We start from the raw sequence: 20,949 nt of genomic DNA on the forward strand, positions 1-20,949 counted from the left end.
TGATGTTCCGGCTTCGGTCGATTGACTCCGGTGGTGCCGAACTCTACGGTGGAACAGATATTTGGTCAACGCGCTGTGTGCAGTGGAGGTAGCGGGTGTCTGACGGTGGCGGCGACGGCGGCCGATTCTCGGGGCTGGGCATGCTGGCGTCCGCGCTGGCAGCGCGTCCGGTCGCGGTCGCCCCGGCTGACGCGGGGAGCGCACCGTGGACCGATGGCAAGACCGTGTTCGTCGACCCGTCGGCGCCCGCACGCGCACGGCTCGAATCGGTAGCCGTGCAGGCGTCGCTGATCGCGGCAGGCAGCCTGGACCTCGATGTGGTCGGAGCCCTGGTCCGGCATCGGCGATTGGCCGAACGTTACCTGGCCGTGGAGGGGCATCGTGCGCTGCTGGCCAATCAAGCGCTCCTGCCGAATTCTCTTGGTGCCCTGATGGACCGAAGTATCGCCGAACGCAGTGATTCGGCCGCATCGTCCCTGGCGATCGCCCGCGGGCGGGATGCGCTCAGCGCCCCGCCTGCGGGCTTCGGGGTTATTCAGGCCAAGAAGGTTCTGGCGGCGTGTGCGGCGGTCAAGCCGGCCGATCAGCAGTCTGTGGGACATGTGCCGCGGCGGCAGGGTAAGCAGGAACTCGAGGAATTGGAGGAAGGCGACCCCGATGGTTGGGACGACTCCGATGACCCCGATCTGTTCTCCAGCCCGGTCGGCGGGGGCGGAGCCATCGGAAAATGGCTCAAGAAACTGCTGTCCTCGTCGCGCAAGACGGGTGGCAGCGGTGGCGGACCGCCGGGCGCCGACTCGCCGACCCACCGCACCAACTCGACAAGACGCGGGGTGCATGCAGTTTCATCGCTGGCCACGGTGTCGTCGGAGGAAGTCGTCGACATCACGACCGAGGGCGTGAGGTACCCGGAATGGAACGCCGACCGGGGGGTCTATCGGCTCGACTGGTGCACCGTCCGCGAGGCTGACCCGCAGATCAAGGCGCATGCCACCCAGCAGATCGAGGATGCGATCAGCGTGCGGCGCCCGCTGGCGCGCCTCGGCATGGGTCTGCACCGGCGCCACCGCCAGCCTCAGGGCGACGACATCGACATCGATGCCGCGCTCGAGGCGCGCGTGGAGGTCCGCGCCGGATCGATACCCGATGAGGCCGTCTATCTCGACAGTCTCCGAAGACGCAGGGACTTGTCGGTGCTGTTGCTCTTGGATGTGTCCGGCTCGACGGCGGAGCCGGGCACCGTCGGCCGCACCGTGCACCAGCAGCAGCGCACTGCGGTGGCGCACCTGATGGTCGCGCTGCATGACCTGGGCGACCGGGTATCGCTGTACGCCTACTACTCCCAGGGGCGGTCCGCGGTCACCATGGTCCCGGTGAAACGGTTCAACGACCACCTGGATGCGCAGGTGATCCGAAGACTGAACAGCCTTGAACCCGGTGCCTATTCGCGACTCGGAGCGGCGATCCGGCACGGCTCGTCGGTCCTGGAGAAGCGCGGTGGCACGTCGCGGCGACTGCTGGTCGTCCTGTCCGACGGACTGGCCTACGACCACGGCTACGAGCGGGCCTACGGCGCCGCGGATGCCAGACGCGCCTTGGCCGAGGCGCGGCGCCGGGGGACCGGTTGCGTCTGCCTGACCATCGGAGCCAGCACCGACGTGGAGTCCTTGCGCCGGGTGTTCGGTAGCACCGCGCACGCGACCATCTCCGGTCCCGACCAGCTCGCCGGTGTCATCGGTCCGCTGTTCCGCTCGGCGATTCGCTCTGGCGAGGTTCGTCGCCGGGTGTCCTGAAGGGTGGTCCCGTTGGCGGTGATGTCAAGTCCCAGAATGTCATTGGCAACGTCGATGCTCACGCAACGTCTGGCAACAAGTGCTTGAAACAAACATCTGTTCCGCGCTAGGCTCGCTCCAGTACCGCAGCGTCGCGGATACCACGAAAGGTGTGCTGATGGCCAACGAGTCCGGACTCGCTCACCAGAACGGAGCCAATTCGCAGACCCTGAGCACGCGTCCCTATTACAAGCCGGTCGGCAACGAGGAGACGGTGTTCAAGGCGGCGTACCGCCAGGGGCTTTCGCTGGTTCTGAAGGGTCCGACCGGGTGCGGCAAGACGCGCTTCGTCGAGGCGATGGCCCATGATCTCGGCAGGCCGCTGATCACCGTCGCCTGCCACGACGACCTCACCACCGCGGATCTCGTCGGCCGATATCTGCTGCGGGGCGATGAGACGGTCTGGATGGACGGCCCGCTGACCCGCGCGGTGCGCGAGGGCGCGATCTGTTACCTGGACGAGGTGGTCGAAGCCCGCCAGGACACCACCGTGGTGCTGCATCCGCTCGCCGACTATCGCCGCCAGCTGCCGATCGAGCGCCTCGGCATCACGCTGGACGCGGCGCCGGGATTCGGTCTGGTCATGTCCTACAACCCCGGCTATCAAAGCGTTCTCAAAGACCTCAAGGACTCGACCCGCCAGCGGATGGTGGCCATCGAGTTCGGCTTTCCGGAACCCGAAGTCGAAGAGGGCATCATCGCCCACGAGGCGGGAGTCGATCCTTCCACCGCCGCCGAGCTGGTGCGGTTCGGGCAGGCCATCCGGCGCCTGGAGACCGGTGGCCTGCGGGAAGTCGCGTCGACCCGGGTGCTGATCGCGGCCGGGCGCTTGGTCGCCGAGGGGTTGCCCATGACCGTGGCGGCCAGGGTGGCGGTCGCGGGACCGCTGACCGACGACGTGGCCGTGAGCCGCGGTTTGCACGAGCTCATCGACGTCTACCTGGGCGGATCGGCAGCTGGTGATTGACGCCATGCGGCACCGCCGTTAGGTTCAGAACAAATATTAGGTCGACCCCGGTGTTCCTGCGACGAACGCCCGCACCATGGAGGTCAGATGTCATACGAGAGCACTGCGGAGCCCATCAAGGTCGGCTACCTGATGGACTTCACCTTGCCGCCCGGGTTTCCGGACGAGCTGCTGGCTTCATTCACCCAGACGTTTGACCTGGTGTTCGAAGAGGCTGTCGAGCAAGGGCTGATGGATCGGCCGGTGCAGATGATCTACCGCGAGGTGGAGGGGCTGCCCAAGGGTTCGGTGAAGGCGGTCATCGATGCGTATGGCGAACTCGTGGACGAGGGCTGCCTGGTGGTGTTCGGACCGAACATCACCGACAACTGTGTCCCGCTCCGGGAGGCGATCGAAGAGCGCTTCAAGGTGCCGGCCATCAGCGTCACGGGAACCGACGACTGGCTCGGCGAGTGGACGTTCGCCTTTCCCCAGGGATCGATGACCGACGAACCCATCTTTCTGGCGGACCTGGTCGCGAAGCGGGGCTTGACCGAGATCGGCGTACTCGTCGAGCAGAACCTCATCGGCGACAGCTACCTGAAGAACCTGCGAACGGCCTGTGCCCGCAAGGGTATTCGGATCGTCGCCGAGGCCGCGATCGCGCAGACGGCACAGGACATCAACGCCGCGGTGAGCACGCTGCACGAAGCGAAGGCCGAGGCGATCGTCCATCTCGGGTTCGGTTTCGGCATCGTGTTCATCAACCCGGCGCTTGAGGCCGTCAACTGGGATCCCCCGCGCTTCACAACCACCGCGTTCCAGAACGCCTGGGTCAACCCGATCATGTGGAACGCGTTCCTGGGCTGGGTCGGGGTCGATCAGTACGACGAGGGCAACCTGGTCGGACAGGCCTGGCTTGACCGATACGCCAAGCGGTACAGCGGAAGTCGCCCCGAGTACTGCGTGTCGGTGGTCAATCACGACGTGGCCGCCACGCTGGTGCGCGCCTTCACCGATGCCCATCCGCTGAGCCCGCGCGGCGTCAAAGAGGCACTGGAGCGCGTGAAGATGATGCCCGCGGCTTCCGGCGCACCCGGAACCCGGGTGTCCCTGGGGAAGTGGACACGGCGCGCGTGGATGGGATCGGGCTATCTGGTCGCCCGGACCCTCGATGCGGACGGTATCAATTCGCACCTGGTCGACCGGTTCGGGGAGGAATGACATGACCACCAGGGAATCCCTACCGCCTGATGCTCAGGTCAAACCGCCGCCGCGCAAGGGTCCGAACTGGGGTCGCGTGATCGCCCTGCTCGCCTGGCTCGGCTTTCTCGGCCTGTTCGCCGCGGTTGGTCGGACCGACGTCGACCCGCGGGTGGCGAACCCGAACGTCGAGGGCCGGCCGCGTCCCGTCGCGTTCCTGACCGCGTTCGATCACTGGCAGATCATCCCGCAGGTGGGCGCCGTGATCATCGTCGTGGTGTTCACCGTCATGTTCATCGTCGGTTGGCGGAAGAACCCCGGCAGTCCGGTGCTGCTCATGGTCCTGGTGACGACGTTGATCGTCTGGCAGGACCCGATCATGAACTGGTCGCCGTATGCGGTGTACAACCCGATGCTGCTGCACTGGCCGGAGAACTGGTACCTGATCATGATGTCGCCGACGGTGGAGCCGTTCATCGTGTTCGGTTACGTCCTGTTCTACTTCGGCCCGTACTTCCCGGGGATCTGGATCCTGCGCAAGCTGCAGGCCAAGCGAGGTCCCGAGGCGTTCGTCACCCGACACCCACTGATCAGCTTGGGCGCACTGGTTTTGGTCATCGGCTTCATCTTCGATGCCATCCTGGAGGTCAGCCTGGTCCGTACGGGGTTGTACATCTACTCGCAGGCCATTCCGTTCGGCACGTTGTTCCCGGGCAGCACCTTCCAGTTCCCGTTGATCTGGGAATCGCTCTCGGTGACTTTCGTGATGGTCCCGGCGGCGATCCTGGTCTACCGCGACGACACGGGAAAGTCCGTGGCTGAGAAGCTCGCCGCCAAGGCGAAGCTGTTCCCGTCGAGGCCGGTACTCGGCACGTTCCTGGTGATGTTCGCGATCATCAACGTGTCGTACTTCGCCTACGGCAGCTGGTTCTGGGTCATCAAGGCCAGCGGCGCGGCGACCTCCGTCGCCTGCCCGTGGCCGTTCCCCGAAGCCAAGATCTATGACCCACAAGGGTTCTACCGGGCGAACGGAGCCGAGGGGCCTTACTCGGTAGGCAAGTGGTCCACCTGGCAGCAGGGGCCCGCTCGCAATCCCGACGTCGAGTTGGGTTCGACGAGCAACCGGTGCGCGACGGGTGGCCAGGATGGCTGAGCCGCGGACACCCGATGAGCACTTGCGCGAAGAGAATCGGGCAGTCGTCATCACCGGGGCGTCCCGGGGACTCGGCTTCGCATCTGCCACGCGCCTTTATCGCGAGGGGTGGCGCGTGGTGGCTGCGATGCGCAGCCCGGAGAAGGCGATGCCTGTGCTGCGGGAGGCGGCCGGAGCCGGCGAGGACGACGACAGGCTGATCGGTGTCCAGCTCGACCTCACCGACGGAGCGTCGATCGCGGCCGCGGCCAAGACCATCACGGAGGCGGTCGGCGCGCCGTATGCGTTGGTGCACAACGCCGGCATCTCGGCGGCGGGAATGGTTGAGGAAACATCGCCCGACCTCTGGGAGCGCATGTTCGCCACGAACATCTTCGGCCCGGTGGCGCTCACCAAGGCTCTGCTGCCGGCCATGCGAGAGGCCGGCCGCGGCCGCATCGTGCTGATCTCGAGTGCCGCGGGTGTGCGTGGAATGCCCGCAACAGCACCGTATTCGGCGGTCAAGGGTGCGCTGGAGCGGTGGGGTGAATCGATGGCCGGGGAGGTCGCGCCCTTCGGGATCGGTGTCACCATCCTGGTCACCGGGACCTACGACACGGAGATCATCACCGATGCGGGAACGACTGACGACCGTGATCTGGACGGACCCTATGCTCCCCATCACCGCACGATGGACAAGCGCGGGCGGGCCATGATGAAACGCGCGGCCAGATCACCCGAGAAGTTCGCCGAGGGCCTGGCGAAAGCGCTGGACAACTCGAAGCCGTTCGTCAGGACCGCGGTCGGGCCCGATGCGCGAATGTTGTTGATCGCCAATCGTTTGATCCCGGCGGCGGGATTGCACCAGATGACCCGGCTGATGATGGGCATCCCGCGGTTCGGCGCACTCCGAGGGGAAGGCACGCGCCATGGCTGAGCGTTCGACAGGGACTTTCGAATCGAGAATGCTGATCGACGGCAAGCTCGTCGACGGCGAGGCAGGCACGTTCACCAACGTCAACCCGGCAAATGAAGAGATCCTCGGAGAGGTCTCGGATGCCTCGAGGGCCGACATGAACCGGGCCATCGACGCCGCTCGCCGGTCATTCGACGAGACTGACTGGTCGACCAACCACCACTTCCGCAAGCGGTGCCTCGAACAGCTGCATGAAGCGATCGAGGGCGAGTTGGAGGAATTGCGAGAGGAACTCATCTCCGAGGTGGGTGCTCCGCGAGCCGTGACACACGGACCACAACTCGATGCACCGCTCGCCGACGGCCTCAAGTATCCGGCCCGGCTCATCGAAACCTTCCCGTGGGAAACCGATCTCGGTGACACCGTGGTATCGGTCACCGGCGTGAACACCACGCGCAAGGTGTGGCATGAACCGGTTGGGGTGGTCGGTGCCATCGTGCCGTGGAACTTTCCGTTCGAGGTCGCCATCAACAAGCTGGGCCAGGCGCTGGCAACCGGCAACACGGTGGTCCTCAAGCCGGCGCCGGACACTCCCTTCAACGCCACGCGGCTCGGCCGGCTCATCGCCGAGAACACCGATATCCCCGCGGGTGTGGTGAATGTCGTGACGGCATCGGACCACCTCGTCGGCGAAGAACTGACCCTGTCGCCCAAGGTCGACATGATCTCGTTCACCGGCTCTACGGCCGTGGGCAAGCGGATCATGGAAAAAGGTGCCGCGACGATGAAGAGGCTCTTCCTCGAACTCGGCGGCAAGTCGGCGACGATCGTGCTGGAGGACTTGGATGACACAGCGTTCAACTCCGCATGTTTAATCGGTATCGGCCCGTTGCTGCACGCGGGCAGGGCTGCGCTGCTCCCACCCGGATGTTGTTGCCGCGGTCCCGCTACGACGAGGGCGTCACGATTCTGAAGGCCATCTACGAGAACATCAGTCCCGGTGACCCGCAGGACCCCGGAACCCTCTGCGGCCCGGTCATTTCGGCCAAGCAGCAGGCCCGCATCCTCGGCTATGTCAGAAAAGGCGTCGACGAAGGCGCCACGATGCTCGTCGGCAGCACCGAGGCGCCCAGCCAGTTCGACAAAGGTTTCTGGGTCAACCCAACACTTTTCACCGACGTGGACAATTCGATGACGATCGCCCAGGAGGAGATCTTCGGTCCCGTCCTCGTAGTGATTCCCTACGAGGACGAAGAGGACGCGATCCGGATTGCCAACGACAGCCCGTACGGACTCGCCGGCAACGTCATGTCGAGCTCGCTGGATCGTTCACTTGCCGTCGCTCGCCGGCTGCGCGCCGGGTTCATCGGGCTCAACGGCACGGCGGGCTACGGGGCGGACACCCCGTTCGGCGGCTACAAGAACAGCGGTGTGGGTCGCCAGAACGGCACGGCCGGATTCGAGCAGTACACCGAGATCAAGTCCGTCGCCTACCCGGCGACATAGAGGAGAACTTCTGTGGAACAGCTTTTTGACGACCTCGAGGACTTCGGCTCCTTCGACGACGCCGTCTCGGGTGACGTTCGGGATCCATTCCCGGAACTGGCCAGGCTTCGGCGCGAGGAGCCCGTGCAACGGATCGACATGTCGGCGATGCCGGGCGAGGAGGGCAAACCTGTCTTCATCGTGTACCGCTACGAGGACGCCCAGCAGATGCTGCGCGACAATCTGACCTTCTCGTCATCCGGTGTCATCGCGGCATTCGGCCCGGTGCTCGGTGAGCGCGTGATGCTGGGCATGGACGAACCGGTGCATGGTCGCCTGCGATCGCTGGTGTCGAAGGCGTTCTCGCAGAAGGCTCTGGCGCGTTGGGAAGACGAGCTGGTCGGCCGGGTCGCCAATGAGCTCATCGACAAGTTCGCCGCCGACGGCAAGGTCGACCTGGTGAAGGCATTCACGTTCGACTACCCGAGCCGGATCATCGCGGGTCTGTTGGGATTGCCTGAGGAGGACTATCCGCAATTCCAGCGCTGGTCCATCTCGCTGCTGAGCTGGATCATGAACCCGGAACGCGGGCTGGCGGCGTCGGCCGCGCTGTGCGAGTATTTCGCACCGATCCTGCAGGCTCGGCGCGCCGAGCCGAAGGAAGACATGATCAGCCTTCTCGCCGAGGCGGAGATCGACGGCGAGAAGCTCACGGACGAAGAGATCTTCTCCTTCCTGCGACTACTGCTGCCCGCCGGAGTGGAGACCACCTATAGGTCACTGGGGAACCTGCTTTTCGGGTTGCTCTCGGACACAACGCAGTTGGACGCGGTCCGGGCCGACCGGTCGTTGCTGCCGCAGGCCATCGAGGAAGCGGTGCGGTGGAACCCGCCACTGCTGACCATCACGCGCACCACGACGTGCGACACCGAGCTCGGAGGTGTTCACATTCCGGAAGGCTGTTCGGTGATGCCGATGCTCGGTTCGGCGAATCGGCAGGACGACCGGTGGGCCGATCCGGACGCGTTCGACATCTTCCGTGCGTCCAAGGGCAATCTCGGCTGGGGCCACGGGGTACACGTGTGTCTGGGCATGCACCTCGCTCGGCTCGAAATGCGCACTGCCATCAACCTTCTGCTGGACCGCCTGCCCAACCTGCGGCTGGACCCGGACGGAGGCGACCCGCACATCCGTGGTCAGGTCTTCCGGTCGCCGACGTCGCTGCCGGTGCTCTTCGGATGACAACTCTGGCGAGCAGACGCATATGTACCCAGACACGCCGCGTTTCGGGGACATTCGCGTCTGCTCGCGCAAGGAAAACTGACCGGGAGAACGTGAGATGACCGAGTTCGAAGAAGCGGATTTCTTCACCGATGCATCACTGGTGCCGGACCCTTACCCCTACTTCGACCACCTGCGGTCGAAATGTCCGGTGGCCCATGCCACTCCGTTCAACGTGCTGGCCGTCACCGGATACGACGAGGCGCTGGCCGTCTACAAGGATCCGGCGTTCTCGTCGTGCGTGTCGGTGGCGGGACCGTTCTCCGGTCTGCCGTTCGGACCGGGGGAGAGCGACGACGTCTCGGAGCTGATCGAGGAGCACCGGCTGGCGGTGCCGATGGGCGAGCACATCACCTCGCAGGATCCTCCGCTGCACACCCGGACGCGCGGTCTGATGAACAAGCTGATCACCCCCAAGCGCCTCAAGGAGAACGAGGACTTCATGTGGCGGCTGGCAGATCAGCAACTCGACACATTCGTCGACCGCGGATCGGCCGAGTTCCTGGCCGATTACGCCAAGCCGTTCTCCCTCTTGGTCATTGCCGATCTCCTGGGCGTCCCGGGCGAGGACCATGAGGAGTTCAAGGCGGCGTTCGCGCTGGAAACGGTCGGTGAGCTCGGTAAGGAGGCACCGACGACGCACAACCCCCTGCAGTGGCTCAACGACAAGTTCTACGCCTACATCGAGGACCGCAGGCGCGCACCGCGCGAGGACGTGCTGACCGGCCTGGCGCTGGCCAAGTACGAGGACGGATCGACGCCCGAGATCGAGGACGTCATGAACCTGTCGACGTTCCTGTTCGCGGCGGGTACGGAGACCACGACGAAGCTGGTCAGCTCGGCGGTCCGGTTCATCGCGGACAACCCGGGATTCGAGACGATGCTGCGCGACGACCGGGGCAGGATCCCGTCGTTCCTCGAAGAAACGCTGCGGATGGAGAGCCCGGTCAAATCTCATTTCCGGATGGCCAGCAAGACCACCAGCATCGGTGACATCGAGGTGCCTGCCGGGACCACCGTCATGGTGCTGCCGGGGGCGTGCAACCGTGACGAGCGAAAATTCCCGGACCCCAACACCTTCCAGCCGGACCGTGGCAATGTGCGCGAACAGATCGCGTTCATCCGGGGAGTGCACTCCTGCCCGGGCGCGCCGCTGGCGCGCGCGGAAGGCCGGATATCCCTGAACCGGATCTTGGACCGGATGTCCGACATCACGATCTCCACCGGGCACCACGGTCCCGCCGAGCATCGCCGGTACACCTACGAGCCGACGTTCATCATGCGTGGGCTCAGCGAGCTTCACATCGAATTCAAACCCGCCGCCTGACCGGCCAGCACAACTAGGAGCACAGATGACCGGAAAGCTCGAAGGCAAAGTCGCCTTCATCACCGGCGCCGCCCGCGGACAGGGGCGGGCGCATGCCATCGCGATGGCCGCCGAAGGTGCCGACATCATCGCGGTCGACATCTGCCGCGACATCCCGTCAAACCCCTACCCATTGGCCACGCCCGATGACCTGGCCGAAACCGAAAGGGCGATCAAGGAACTCGGCCGGCGCATCGTCGCCCGCGTCGCCGACGTCCGCGAACGTCACGAGCTGCGAGATGCGGTCGAAGCCGGGATCGCCGACCTCGGCAGGATCGATATCGTGGTCGCCAACGCCGGAATCCTTCCGATGGCGATGGGCAGGCCGGATCCCATGCAGTTCGTCGACGCCTCGGATGTGGACCTGGTCGGAGTGATGAACACCGTCGCGGTCACCGTTCCGCACCTGCCCGACGGATCGTCGATCATCGTCACCGGATCGACAGCCGGCATGATCCGGGGCACCACCGACAACCCCAACATGGGCCCCGGCGGGGCAGGGTACGGATGGAGCAAGCGCGTCGTCATCGAGTACGTCGAGGAGATGAGCCTGCACCTGGCCCCGAAGATGATCCGGGTCAACGCCATTCACCCCACCAACTGCAACACCCACCTGCTGCAGAACGACGGCATGTACTCCATGTTCCGGCCCGATCTGACCGCCGAGGGCAAGAAGGCCACCCGCGAGGATGCCGAGCCGTTGTTCACGATCTTCCAGGCGATGCCGATCCCGTACATCGAACCCGAGGACATGGCCAACCTCGGTGTGTTCCTGGCCAGTGACGACAGCCGCTACATCACCGGACAGCAGATCCGTGTCGATGGAGGCTCATTGCTCAAGTGGCCCAACGGGCCTGGCCGATAGCACCGGGCATCGCATCAGAAGGAGGTGGTGGTGGGCGCCCTCATCATGCTCGGCAGCCTGTTCGTCCTGATCGTGTTGATCGTCGGCCTGGTTCTCTACTTCGATCCTGAAGCACGGCGTCGGCCGGCCGAGGAGGTCGAGCCGTGAGCGTCGACGTCCTGATCACGGCCGGGGTGGCCTTCGCGTACGTCACCGGTCTGGGATTCCTGGCGGTCGGGATCTATCTGAGTTACCGGCGCGGGCGTCTGCATCCGCTGCTGTTGCTCTGTATCTCGGCGCTCTCGTTCTCCTGGATCGAGGCGCCCTACGACTGGGCGATGTACGCGCAGTTTCCGCCCGCGCTGCCGCGGATGCCATCGTGGTGGCCGCTCGACATGACGTGGGGAGGGCTCCCCTCGGCGGTACCCGTCGGCTATATGGGTTACTTCGTCTTGCCGGCGATCATCGGTGCCGCCCTCGGGCGGTGGGCGGCCGGGAAGTGGAACTGGCGGCGACCGCAGACGCTGTTGCTGGTGGGTTTCGCGGTCGGCTTCTGCTGGGCCTTGTTCTTCAACGCGATCATCGGTGCGCGGCTCGGCCTGTTCTACTACGGCTACGTGATCGAGGGGCTGGGCCTGTGGGAGGGGACCAAACACCAGTACCCGATCTACGACGCCATCGCGATGGGTGTGCAGATGATGGTGTTCACCTACCTGCTGGGCCGGACCGATGCCGAGGGCCGCAACGTGATCGAGATGTGGGCCGACAAGATCTCCAAGACGCGGCTGCAGTCGGCGGTGCTGTCGGTGATCGCCGTGATCGTGGTCGGACACGCGGTCTACGCCTCGGTCTTCGCGCCCCACCTGGTCACCAAACTGGGTGGGTGGGTGACCGTGGGGCCGACCGAGCAGTTGTTCCCAGGAGTGCCGAATCAGCCGAAATAGCCGGCCGGAGCCTGCCCGGGCACGCAAATGTCACGCTGAAGTGGCGGTCGAGATCCGGGGCCGCTCCAGCGTGACAATGCGGGAAAGATCAGCGTCGGACGATCAGTAGTTGTTGCAGCTGCCCGCGATCGAGTTGATCGGCCCGAAGTACTCCTGAGCGGCCGGGCTGGCCTGCAGTTGGGCCACCGTCTGCTGACGCTGGGCGGGCCCCGAGGCCAGGAAGTTGCGCAACGCGCCCTGGGCGAACGGGGAAGCGTTGAACTGCTGCGCCAGGTCGGGACGCTGAGCGTTGAGCGCCGCCATCACCTGCTCGTAGCTACATGTCGTGTTGACCACGCCGCTGAAGTCGGGCTGGGCGGATGCCACCCCCGAAGAGAGCACAGTCAGCGGAACCGCCACGGCGAACCCGCCGAGGGCGGCCGCGATGTACTTGAAAGAAGACTTGATCACCTGTTGGAACCCCCATGTTGTTCGCCCAAAAAGGCGACGCCTTGCACGTTTGCCGGACCCGACCTCATTCGAGGTTAACAGGCGGCAGACGGACAAGGCGTCCCCACAAAACCGGCCTCAGTCGATGACCGCGCGCTCCTTGCGCTCGGTGATCGGCAGGGCGAGTTCCTGCTCGACGCAGATGCGCTGCAGTTTCTCCAGCGTCTCGTCCAGGCCCGGACCAAGTGGCTTGCTCGGCGTGAACGTGGCCGGAAGGTTGCGCATGCCTTGGATGACGCCGATGGTGTCGTAGTGCACCGCGCCCTCGGGGTCGCAGACATAGTCCGGCATCCGATCGAGGACGGCGGTGAGCATCGACTTGAACACCGTGCGGGCCACATTCGACCCGACGCAGCGGTGCACACCGATCCCGAAGCTGAAATGCCGGTTGCCCTTGCGATCCAGGATGACCTCGTTGGGCTGGTCGAACACCGACGGATCGCGGTTGGCCATCGCCCAGGACAGCCACAGCCGCTCGTACTGCTTGAACTGCTGGCCTTCGACCTCGACGTCTTCGGAGAAGGTCCGCCCGTCACCGGGCGCCGGGGTGAAAAACCGCAGGAACTCCTCGGTCGCGGGATGCAGCAGGTTGTCGCGTTCACGGGACAGCCGCTCGCGCTCGTCCGGATGCTCGCCGAGCCATTCCAGGGCGTGCGCGGTGAGGGCCGTGGTGGTGTCGAAACCGCCGCCGATGACCAGACCGAGATTGCCGAGGATCTCCATGTCGGGGGCCGGCTCACCGTCGATCCGCAACTGCAGCATCGCGTTCACCAGTCCGGGGCGCGGATTCTCCCGGATCTCCATCATGTTGTTGATGATGTCGATGCCCATCTCGCGGTGCTGCTCGTTGATCTTCTCGCGATCGGGGGAGTGCTCGGGGGTGTACACCGAGGCGTGCGTCGGCTCGCTGTAGACGTTCCACTTCTTGAGCTCGATACCCATCATCGCCAGGGTGAACACCGCCGGCACCACGTTGGCCAGATGCTCGACGAAATCTATGCGGCCGGACTCGATGTGCTCGTCCAGGGCGGCGCGCGTGATTTCGTCGACGAACGGTTCCCACCGCTTGATGGCGGCGGGTGACAGGTACGGGTTCAGCGCGCCGCGATAGGCGCTGTGCTCCGGCTCGTCCATCTCCAGGATGCCGCCGCGCACCACGGTGGCGCGGCTGGCCTTGGGAATGGTGATGCCCTGGTAGGGCGTCTCACCGCTGATGTCGTGGTGGTTGGAGACCACGGGGCAGCGGGCCAGCTCGAAGACGTGCTTGCTGTCGGCGGCGACCCAGTGCCCGTTGTAGACGTCAGTCCAGGCCATGGGGCACTTGGACTGCATCTCCTCGGTGATCTTCTCGAACTGCTCCCGATATTCCGGGGTGTGCCGGTCGAAGTGATAGTTGTTCTTCTTACGGTCGTCGTCAGTCGCGACATCCTCGATGCTCACGGCGTTTGGCTCCCTTGATATTTGGTCGGCGTCAATCTTCGATGACGATGGCTTGCTCAGGGCAGGAGTGCGCGGCCTCGCGGACCGCGTCCTCCTGATCCGCGGGTACCACGTCGGAGACCGGTGACGCGTGACCGTCGACGTCGTCGAGGACGAACGAGTCGGGCGCGATCATCGAGCACAGGGTGTGTCCCTGGCAGCGACTGGCATCGACCGAAACCTTCACTACGACAACTCCTTTCGAATCAATGGGCACCGCATCACACGTGGTAGTCGTACCACTTGAGGTAGCCGCCGGCATCGACCCGCAGCTGCATGCCGGTGACGAAGCGTGACTCCTCGGAAGCCAGCCACAGCACCGCGTTGCTGATGTCCTCGGGCTCGATGAAGTTGACCTTCATGGCCTGCTGCACACCGAACACCGGCTCGGCGTCGGCGCGGGTCGGGTTCTCCAGATCCGGCCGGAACGAGCGGTACATCGGCTCGCTCTGCAACATGTTGGTGTTGCAGTTGGTGGGGTGGATGACGTTGGCGCGGATGCCGCGCACCGCCAGCTCGGTGGCGAGTGCGTGCACGTACTCGGAGATGAGGCGCTTGGAGATCATGTAGCCCATGCCGCCGGGATCGGCGCCGGGGTTGGGCTTGTTGTGGGCGTCCATCAGCGCGGCGGCCGATGCGGTCGCGATGATCGATGCGCCCTCCTTGAGGTGCGGCAGCGCGACCTGGATGGCGTTGATGGTGCCCACGAAGTTGGTGTTGATGCCGTCGGTCCAGGCCTGCATCGCGGGCTGGCCCTTCATCGCGGCGATGCCGGCCTGCGCCACGACGATGTCGAGCTTGCCGAATTCCGCGAGTCCCGATTCCAGCGCGCTTCGCAGTTCGGCCTCGTTGCGGACGTCGGCCTGCGCGGTGACGATGCGCCGACCGGTCTTCTCGACGTAGTTCTTGGTCTCTTCGAGGTCTTCTGCCGTCGCCATCGGGTAGCCGACGGTGTCGTAGTTCTTACAGATGTCGACCGCGATGATGTCGGCGCCCTCTTCGGCCAGCCGGATTGCATGGCTGCGGCCCTGGCCACGGGCCGCACCGGTGATGAATGCGACTTTCCCGGCAACCCGGCCTTCTGCGCTGTTTCCCACGTTTGTTCCTTTCGCTGATGATGTTTCGGGTGCGCCGCGTGCGCGTCAGGTGTTACGGCCGCCGTTGACGCCGAGGATCTGGCCGGTGATGTAGCCCGCCTCTTCGGAGACGAAGAAGGCACAGGCGGCGGCGATGTCTTCCGGCTTGCCCATGCGCCGCACCGGGGTCTGCTCGATCTGCCGGTCGGTGTCTCCGAGGAAGCCCTTGCCTTCGGCCTTGCGCAGCATGGGCGTGTCGATGAAGCCCGGCGGCACGGCATTGACCGTGATGCCGTTGGGACCCAGTTCCAGCGCCAGGCTCTTCGTCAGGCCGTTCACCGCGGACTTCGCCGCGACATAGGGCGACATGAAGGGCTGGCCCGAATGCGTGCTCGACGACGAGATGTTGACGATGCGACCCCAGCCGGCCTCGAGCATGTCGGGCAGCGCTGCCTGGATGCAGTGGAATACGCCATTGAGGTTGACGTCGATGATCTGCTGCCACTTCTCGAACGAGACATCGCTGAAGCGCTTGAAGCAGTCCAGGCCGGCGGCGTTGACCAGTACCGAGATCGGGCCGAGTTGAGCCCGAACCGCATTGAGTGCGGTGTCGACAGCTGCGCGGTCGGTCACGTCCGCGACATGCGCGAAGTCGTCATCCGATGGCTGCAGGTCGAGTATCGCGACGTTGAGGCCGTCGGCGCGCAACCGGGCGACAATGGCCGCCCCGATACCCGAACCTCCTCCGGTGACAACGGCATTCTTCATGACAGTTCTCCGGCCGCCGGGCGAAGCCGGACTTTCTCAGGGGTCAAGAATCATCCTTCCGATTATGAGAACCGTACTCTCGGAGCGGTGTGCACCGCAAGATCTGAGTGCAACCAGCGCGCCGCCTGCGCGGATGGCGGATCCGCAGCGAACAGGGCATGACTAGCTGATCTAGCTTTCACTTGAGTTCTCATCGAGCGAATGTATGATTCGCCGGTGATGAGAATGCAGTTTCCATCACAGTAGGGAATCGCCTGAGGAGGATGATGCAGCAGGAAGCGCCGACCATCGCGCAAGAACAGCGGGCTGACCGGAAGTTGTTGATCGGTGGAGAGCTGCGCGAGACGCCGCGGACGTTTCCTTCCGTCAATCCAGCTACCGGCGAGGTGTTCGGCTATGCGCCGGACGCCACGGTCGCCGATGCCGAGGCTGCGGTCGCCGCGGCGAGGCAGGCATTCGACAACACCGACTGGTCCACCAACACCGAGCTGCGGATCCATTGCCTGGAGCAACTGCACCAGGCCCTGACCGGGCATCGTGACGAGCTGGCCGCCCTGACCACCACCGAGGTGGGCGCGACCGCGGCGCTGTGCGCCGGTGCGCAGCTGGACGGTCCGATCGACATCGTGCGGTACTACGCCGAGCTGCTCAAGACCTACCCGCTGACCGAAGATCTCGGAAACATCGAGAGCCGCGGCATGCAGCACCACCGGTGGGTGGAGAAGGAAGCGGGCGGCGTGGTGGCCGCGATCATCGCCTACAACTATCCGAACCAGCTGGCCCTGGCCAAGCTCGCTCCGGCGCTCGCCGCCGGCTGCACCGTGGTGCTCAAGTCCGCTCCGGACACCCCGTTGGTCACGCTCGCGCTCGGCGAGCTGATCGCGAACCACACCGACATTCCGGCCGGCGTCGTGAACGTGCTGTCGGGCGCCGACCCCGAGGTGGGCGCGGTGCTCACCACGAGTCCCGACGTCGACATGGTCACCTTCACCGGTTCCACGCCCACCGGCCGGCGCATTATGGCCGCGGCCAGCGAGACCTTGAAGAAGGTGTTCCTGGAACTCGGCGGCAAGTCGGCCGCGATCGTCCTCGACGACGCCGACTTCAACACCGCCGCACTGTTCTCGGCCTTCAGCATGGTCACCCACGCCGGTCAGGGCTGCGCTCTGACCTCGAGGCTGCTGGTGCCCGCGAAGCACAAGGACGAGATCGTCGAGCTGATCAAGAACAACTTCGGACTCGTGCGGTACGGCGATCCGACCGATCCCAAGACGTACATGGGGCCGCTGATCAGCGAGAAGCAGCGCGACAAGGTCGACGGCATGGTCAAGCGTGCCGTCGAGGCCGGCGCGACCCTGGTCACCGGCGGCGAGAAGGTCGACCCCGGCTTCTTCTACACCCCGACGCTGCTGGCCGATGTCGATCCCGACAGCGAGATCGCCCAGGAGGAGGTCTTCGGGCCGGTGCTGGCCGTCATCGCCTACGAAGATGACGACGACGCGGTGCGCATCGCCAACAACTCCATCTACGGGCTGTCCGGAGCGGTGTTCGGCAGCGAGGACCGCGCCCTGGGCGTGGCCCGGCGGATCCGGACGGGCACCTTCTCTATCAACGGCGGCAATTACTTCAGCCCCGACAGTCCGTTCGGCGGGTATAAGCAGTCCGGCATCGGCCGGGAGATGGGCACCGCGGGACTCGAGGAGTTCATGGAATCCAAGACCTTCGCCCGGGTGCTCTCATGACCGGCCCGTTGCACGGAGTCCGCGTCCTCGAGGTCGCGATGTACGGGTTCGTCCCTTCGGCCGGAGCCGTGCTGGGGGAGTGGGGTGCCGACGTCATCAAGGTCGAGCACGCAGTCACCGGCGACCCTCAACGCGGGCTGCGTCAGACCGGGCCCCTGCGCGTCGAGGGTGATCCCAACCCGAACATCGAGCACGCCAACCGTGGCAAGCGCAGCATCGGGCTGGACATGTCGGTGCCCGAAGGGCGCGAGATCCTGCTCGAACTGGCGAAAAAGGCCGATGTGTTCCTCACCAGCTTCCTGCCCGGGCACCGGCAGAAGTTCGGTATCGACGTCGACGACATCCGCGCGGTGAACCCGAAGATCATCTACGCCCGCGGTAGCGCTCTCGGCCCCCGCGGCGAGGAGTCGGTCAAGGGCGGCTACGACATGACCGCGTTCTGGTGCCGGGCCGGCACCGCCGCGACGATCACGCCGGCCGGGATGGAGGGCATGATCGCCCCACCCGGGCCCGCCTACGGCGACACCATCTCCGGTACCAACCTGGCCGGCGGCATCGCCGCGGCGTTGTTCAAGCGGGAGCGCACCGGTGAGCCGTCGGTGGTGGACGTATCGCTCCTGGGGAGCGGCCTGTGGTCGATGGGCCACACCGTGGCGCTCACCCAGCACTTGAACCAGCTGATGGTGACGCCGCCACCTGGTGTGCACGGGTCGCCGATCAACCCGCTCGTCGGGTTGTACGGCACCGCGGACGACCGCTACATCTCGTTCGTGATGATGCAGCCGACCAAGTTCTGGGCCGACGTCTGCCGGCACATGGACCTGGAGGGCTACATCGACGACCCGAGGTTCGCGACTGCCGAATCGTTCGCCGAAAACACACCGGATGCGGTCGAGATCCTCACCGAGGCGATGAAAAAGCGGACTTTGCCAGAGTGGAGCGAGCGATTCACCACGCTGGCCGGTCCGTGGGCTCCGGTGCAGGACACCCTGCAGGCGGCACAGGACGCCCAGATCCGGGCCAACGAGTACCTCGTGCAGGCCGGCGAACTCGAGTTGGTGGCCAACCCAGTGCAATTCGACGTCACGGCACCGAGCACCGGGCCTGCGCCGGGGTTCGCCGAACAGACCGACGACATCCTGGGCGAACTCGGCCTGGACTGGGATCGCATCATCGAACTCAAGACCGCCGGCGCCGTCACCTAGGCCACCGTCGCAATGCCCTTCAACGCCACCATCGGAACCTGTCTGTCGCGGGCGGCTGCCATCGCGCCCCGCGACGAGACCGGCAGTCTCGTGCAACTGCGCGGGGGGCTGCCGAGCGTCCGGCCCCAATTGTCAACTACCCGAGCAAGTTCTGAGTTATTTGCCCTCGCGACAGATACCCCGTCCGATAGCATCATGCGGTCGGGGGGCGGTCGTGGGGCAAGTCTGTCCGGCGTCACCGGTAGGTCCGGTGAAGCGAAGAGAACCCAGCGAAAGCAGGAGGTGCGTCAGATGTCCCAGCGCACTCCGCAATTGCCGCTCATGGTCGGCCCATTCGGTGATCGAATCGATGTGCGAATGAATGACGTTGCATCCCAGTTGGATTCGGTAAAGCTCGGGCACCCGACCGGCCGGTTGGCTTGTTCTGGGTCAGGGGTTGCGGCATGAGCCCGTTGGGGCCGAAGGCCGCACCGTACGTAGTGGAGCTAATCGAGCACCGGCGCGGTGCAGCACCTAACATCGGCGCACCGACTGCGGTGTCCGCAGCCGTCAGCCGGGACAGGAGTACGCATGGCGGATAAGTGGTCGACCGGAGTATCGCTACGCAACCTGTCGGGTCCTATGCAGGCCGTCGGGGCGTTGTTCGCGATGTCGTTGGATGCGATCCGGTTCATTTTCAAGCGGCCGTTTCAGGGGCGGGAGTTCCTGGAGCAGTGCTGGTTCGTGGCGCGGGTGTCGATGGCCCCGACGTTGCTGGTGGCGATCCCGTTCACGGTTCTGGTCTCGTTCACGTTGAACATCCTGCTCCGGGAGTTGGGTGCGGCCGACCTGTCGGGTGCGGGTGCGGCGTTCGGCGCGGTGACCCAGCTGGGTCCGATGGTGACGGTGCTGATCGTGGCCGGGGCCGGGGCGACCGCGATGTGCGCGGATCTGGGATCGCGCACGATCCGCGAAGAGATCGACGCGATGGAAGTGCTGGGCATCAACCCGATCCAGCGCCTGGTGACCCCGCGGATGCTGGCCTCAGGACTGGTCGCGTTGCTGCTGAACAGTCTGGTGGTGATCATCGGCATCTTGGGCGGCTATGTGTTCTCCGTGTTCATCCAGGACGTGAACCCGGGTGCGTTCGCGGCCGGCATCACGCTGCTGACCGGGGTGCCCGAGGTGATCATCTCCTGCGTCAAGGCCGCGCTCTTCGGGTTGATCGCCGGGCTCGTGGCCTGCTACCGCGGGCTGACCATCAGCGGCGGCGGAGCCAAGGCAGTGGGTAACGCGGTGAACGAGACCGTGGTGTACGCCTTCATGGCCCTGTTCGTCATCAATGTGGTCGTCACGGCCATCGGTATCCGCATGACGGCGCACTGAGGCAGGGGACGCAATGGGAACGATGACGATCCTGCGGTCGACCTATCCGCGGGTCACCCAGCAGTTCAACAAGCCGGTCTCGACGCTGAGCCGGATCGGCGATCACACGCTGTTCTATCTGAAGGCACTGGCGGGCACCCCGCACGCGGCCATGCACTACCGCAAGGAACTGGTCCGGCTGATCGCCGAGATCTCGATGGGCGCAGGCACCTTGGCCATGATCGGCGGCACCGTGGTGATCGTCGGCTTCTTGACCCTGGCCACCGGTGGTGTGCTGGCCATCCAGGGCTACTCGTCGCTGGGCAACATCGGCATCGAGGCGCTGACCGGATTCCTGGCAGCCTTCATCAACGTCCGTATCGCCGCGCCCGTGGTGGCCGGGATCGGCCTGGCCGCCACCTTCGGCGCCGGCGTGACCGCCCAACTCGGGGCGATGCGGATCAACGAGGAAATCGACGCCCTGGAAGCCATGGCCATCCGTCCGGTCGAGTACCTGGTGTCCACCCGCATCGTGGCCGGGATGATCGCCATCACCCCGCTGTACGCGATCGCGGTGATCCTGTCGTTCCTGGCGTCCCAGTTCACCACCGTGGTGCTGCTCGGGCAGTCCGGCGGTCTGTATGACCACTACTTCACGACGTTCCTCAACCCGATCGACCTGTTGTGGTCGTTTCTGCAGGCCGTCCTGATGGCCATCACCATCCTGCTGATCCACACCTACTTCGGCTATTTCGCCTCCGGCGGACCGTCGGGGGTCGGTGTCGCGGTCGGCAACGCCGTACGTACCTCGCTGATCGTCGTGGTCTCGGTGACGCTGCTGGTGTCACTGTCGGTCTACGGCTCCAACGGCAACTTCAACCTGTCGGGATAGGGAGA

At 65.2% G+C, this 20,949-nt stretch carries 18 protein-coding genes and 1 pseudogene; 14 read left to right on the top strand and 5 right to left on the bottom strand.

Annotated features, from left to right (window positions below):
• The first annotated feature begins 140 nt into the window (after nt 1-140).
• The 10 genes and pseudogenes from ACNQVK_RS14565 (at nt 141) to ACNQVK_RS14610 (ending at nt 11,949) form a co-directional block, all read left to right on the top strand.
• Nucleotides 141-1,793, top strand: a complete 1,653-nt coding sequence (locus tag ACNQVK_RS14565; protein ID WP_418034165.1) for a nitric oxide reductase activation protein NorD — start codon at nt 141-143, stop codon at nt 1,791-1,793.
• A 157-nt stretch (nt 1,794-1,950) separates the two neighbouring features.
• A complete protein-coding gene (locus ACNQVK_RS14570) occupies nt 1,951-2,799 on the top strand; it encodes a CbbQ/NirQ/NorQ/GpvN family protein (protein WP_418030067.1) in 849 nt (282 codons plus the stop codon).
• An 87-nt stretch (nt 2,800-2,886) separates the two neighbouring features.
• On the top strand, nt 2,887-4,002 hold the full coding sequence (locus tag ACNQVK_RS14575) for an ABC transporter substrate-binding protein (protein ID WP_044522353.1): 1,116 nt from the start codon (nt 2,887-2,889) through the stop codon (nt 4,000-4,002).
• A 1-nt stretch (nt 4,003) separates the two neighbouring features.
• Nucleotides 4,004-5,134 carry a spirocyclase AveC family protein gene (locus ACNQVK_RS14580; protein WP_418030068.1) on the top strand — a complete coding sequence of 377 codons (1,131 nt, stop codon included), beginning with the start codon at nt 4,004-4,006 and terminating at the stop codon, nt 5,132-5,134.
• Complete coding sequence (locus ACNQVK_RS14585) at nt 5,127-6,050, top strand: SDR family oxidoreductase (protein WP_418030069.1); 924 nt, start codon at nt 5,127-5,129, stop codon at nt 6,048-6,050. Before ACNQVK_RS14580 ends, ACNQVK_RS14585 begins: the two co-directional genes overlap by 8 nt.
• Nucleotides 6,043-7,535, top strand: a pseudogene (locus ACNQVK_RS14590) (aldehyde dehydrogenase family protein). The gene ACNQVK_RS14585 and the pseudogene ACNQVK_RS14590 overlap by 8 nt, the downstream one beginning before the upstream one ends.
• A 12-nt stretch (nt 7,536-7,547) precedes the next feature.
• Nucleotides 7,548-8,756 (top strand): cytochrome P450, encoded by a 1,209-nt coding sequence (locus ACNQVK_RS14595; protein ID WP_418030070.1) that lies wholly within the window; start codon nt 7,548-7,550, stop codon nt 8,754-8,756.
• Between the two features lie 97 nt (nt 8,757-8,853).
• Nucleotides 8,854-10,122 carry a cytochrome P450 gene (locus ACNQVK_RS14600; RefSeq protein ID WP_418030071.1) on the top strand — a complete coding sequence of 423 codons (1,269 nt, stop codon included), beginning with the start codon at nt 8,854-8,856 and terminating at the stop codon, nt 10,120-10,122.
• A 25-nt stretch (nt 10,123-10,147) separates the two neighbouring features.
• Nucleotides 10,148-11,026, top strand: a complete 879-nt coding sequence (locus ACNQVK_RS14605; RefSeq protein ID WP_409551545.1) for a mycofactocin-coupled SDR family oxidoreductase — start codon at nt 10,148-10,150, stop codon at nt 11,024-11,026.
• Between the two features lie 143 nt (nt 11,027-11,169).
• The gene (locus ACNQVK_RS14610; protein ID WP_418030072.1) at nt 11,170-11,949 is read left to right on the top strand and encodes a spirocyclase AveC family protein; all 780 of its coding nucleotides are present in this window, start codon (nt 11,170-11,172) and stop codon (nt 11,947-11,949) included.
• A gap of 102 nt (nt 11,950-12,051) precedes the next feature.
• Here the strand turns inward: ACNQVK_RS14610 and ACNQVK_RS14615 are convergent, their stop codons facing one another.
• The 5 genes from ACNQVK_RS14615 to ACNQVK_RS14635 all read right to left on the bottom strand — a co-directional run bounded on the left by ACNQVK_RS14615 (nt 12,052) and on the right by ACNQVK_RS14635 (nt 15,761).
• Nucleotides 12,052-12,399, bottom strand: a complete 348-nt coding sequence (locus ACNQVK_RS14615; protein WP_276128572.1) for a hemophore-related protein — start codon at nt 12,397-12,399, stop codon at nt 12,052-12,054.
• Nucleotides 12,400-12,516: 117 nt separating this feature from the next.
• On the bottom strand, nt 12,517-13,878 hold the full coding sequence (locus ACNQVK_RS14620; protein ID WP_418030073.1) for a cytochrome P450: 1,362 nt from the start codon (nt 13,876-13,878) through the stop codon (nt 12,517-12,519).
• 31 nt (nt 13,879-13,909) lie between these two features.
• Nucleotides 13,910-14,104, bottom strand: a complete 195-nt coding sequence (locus tag ACNQVK_RS14625) for a ferredoxin (protein WP_003880083.1) — start codon at nt 14,102-14,104, stop codon at nt 13,910-13,912.
• Nucleotides 14,105-14,138: 34 nt separating this feature from the next.
• The gene (locus tag ACNQVK_RS14630) at nt 14,139-15,014 is read right to left on the bottom strand and encodes a mycofactocin-coupled SDR family oxidoreductase (protein WP_090435247.1); all 876 of its coding nucleotides are present in this window, start codon (nt 15,012-15,014) and stop codon (nt 14,139-14,141) included.
• A 45-nt stretch (nt 15,015-15,059) separates the two neighbouring features.
• Nucleotides 15,060-15,761: an SDR family NAD(P)-dependent oxidoreductase gene (locus ACNQVK_RS14635; protein ID WP_418030074.1), complete on the bottom strand. Its 702-nt coding sequence runs from the start codon at nt 15,759-15,761 to the stop codon at nt 15,060-15,062.
• A gap of 263 nt (nt 15,762-16,024) precedes the next feature.
• On the opposite strand from ACNQVK_RS14635, the gene ACNQVK_RS14640 reads away from it, so the two are divergent.
• The 4 genes from ACNQVK_RS14640 to ACNQVK_RS14655 all read left to right on the top strand — a co-directional run bounded on the left by ACNQVK_RS14640 (nt 16,025) and on the right by ACNQVK_RS14655 (nt 20,944).
• The gene (locus tag ACNQVK_RS14640; protein ID WP_418030075.1) at nt 16,025-17,503 is read left to right on the top strand and encodes an aldehyde dehydrogenase family protein; all 1,479 of its coding nucleotides are present in this window, start codon (nt 16,025-16,027) and stop codon (nt 17,501-17,503) included.
• Nucleotides 17,500-18,708 (top strand): CaiB/BaiF CoA transferase family protein, encoded by a 1,209-nt coding sequence (locus ACNQVK_RS14645; protein WP_418030076.1) that lies wholly within the window; start codon nt 17,500-17,502, stop codon nt 18,706-18,708. The genes ACNQVK_RS14640 and ACNQVK_RS14645 overlap by 4 nt, the downstream gene beginning before the upstream one ends.
• Before the next feature lie 570 nt (nt 18,709-19,278).
• Entirely contained in the window at nt 19,279-20,073 is a 795-nt protein-coding gene (locus ACNQVK_RS14650) for an MlaE family ABC transporter permease (protein WP_047037647.1), read from the top strand.
• Between the two features lie 13 nt (nt 20,074-20,086).
• A complete protein-coding gene (locus tag ACNQVK_RS14655; RefSeq protein WP_418030077.1) occupies nt 20,087-20,944 on the top strand; it encodes an MlaE family ABC transporter permease in 858 nt (285 codons plus the stop codon).
• The last annotated feature ends 5 nt before the right edge of the window (nt 20,945-20,949 follow it).

Origin of the sequence: Mycobacterium sp. 134 (assembly GCF_048282715.1) — a bacterium.
Lineage (GTDB): Bacteria > Actinomycetota > Actinomycetes > Mycobacteriales > Mycobacteriaceae > Mycobacterium > Mycobacterium septicum.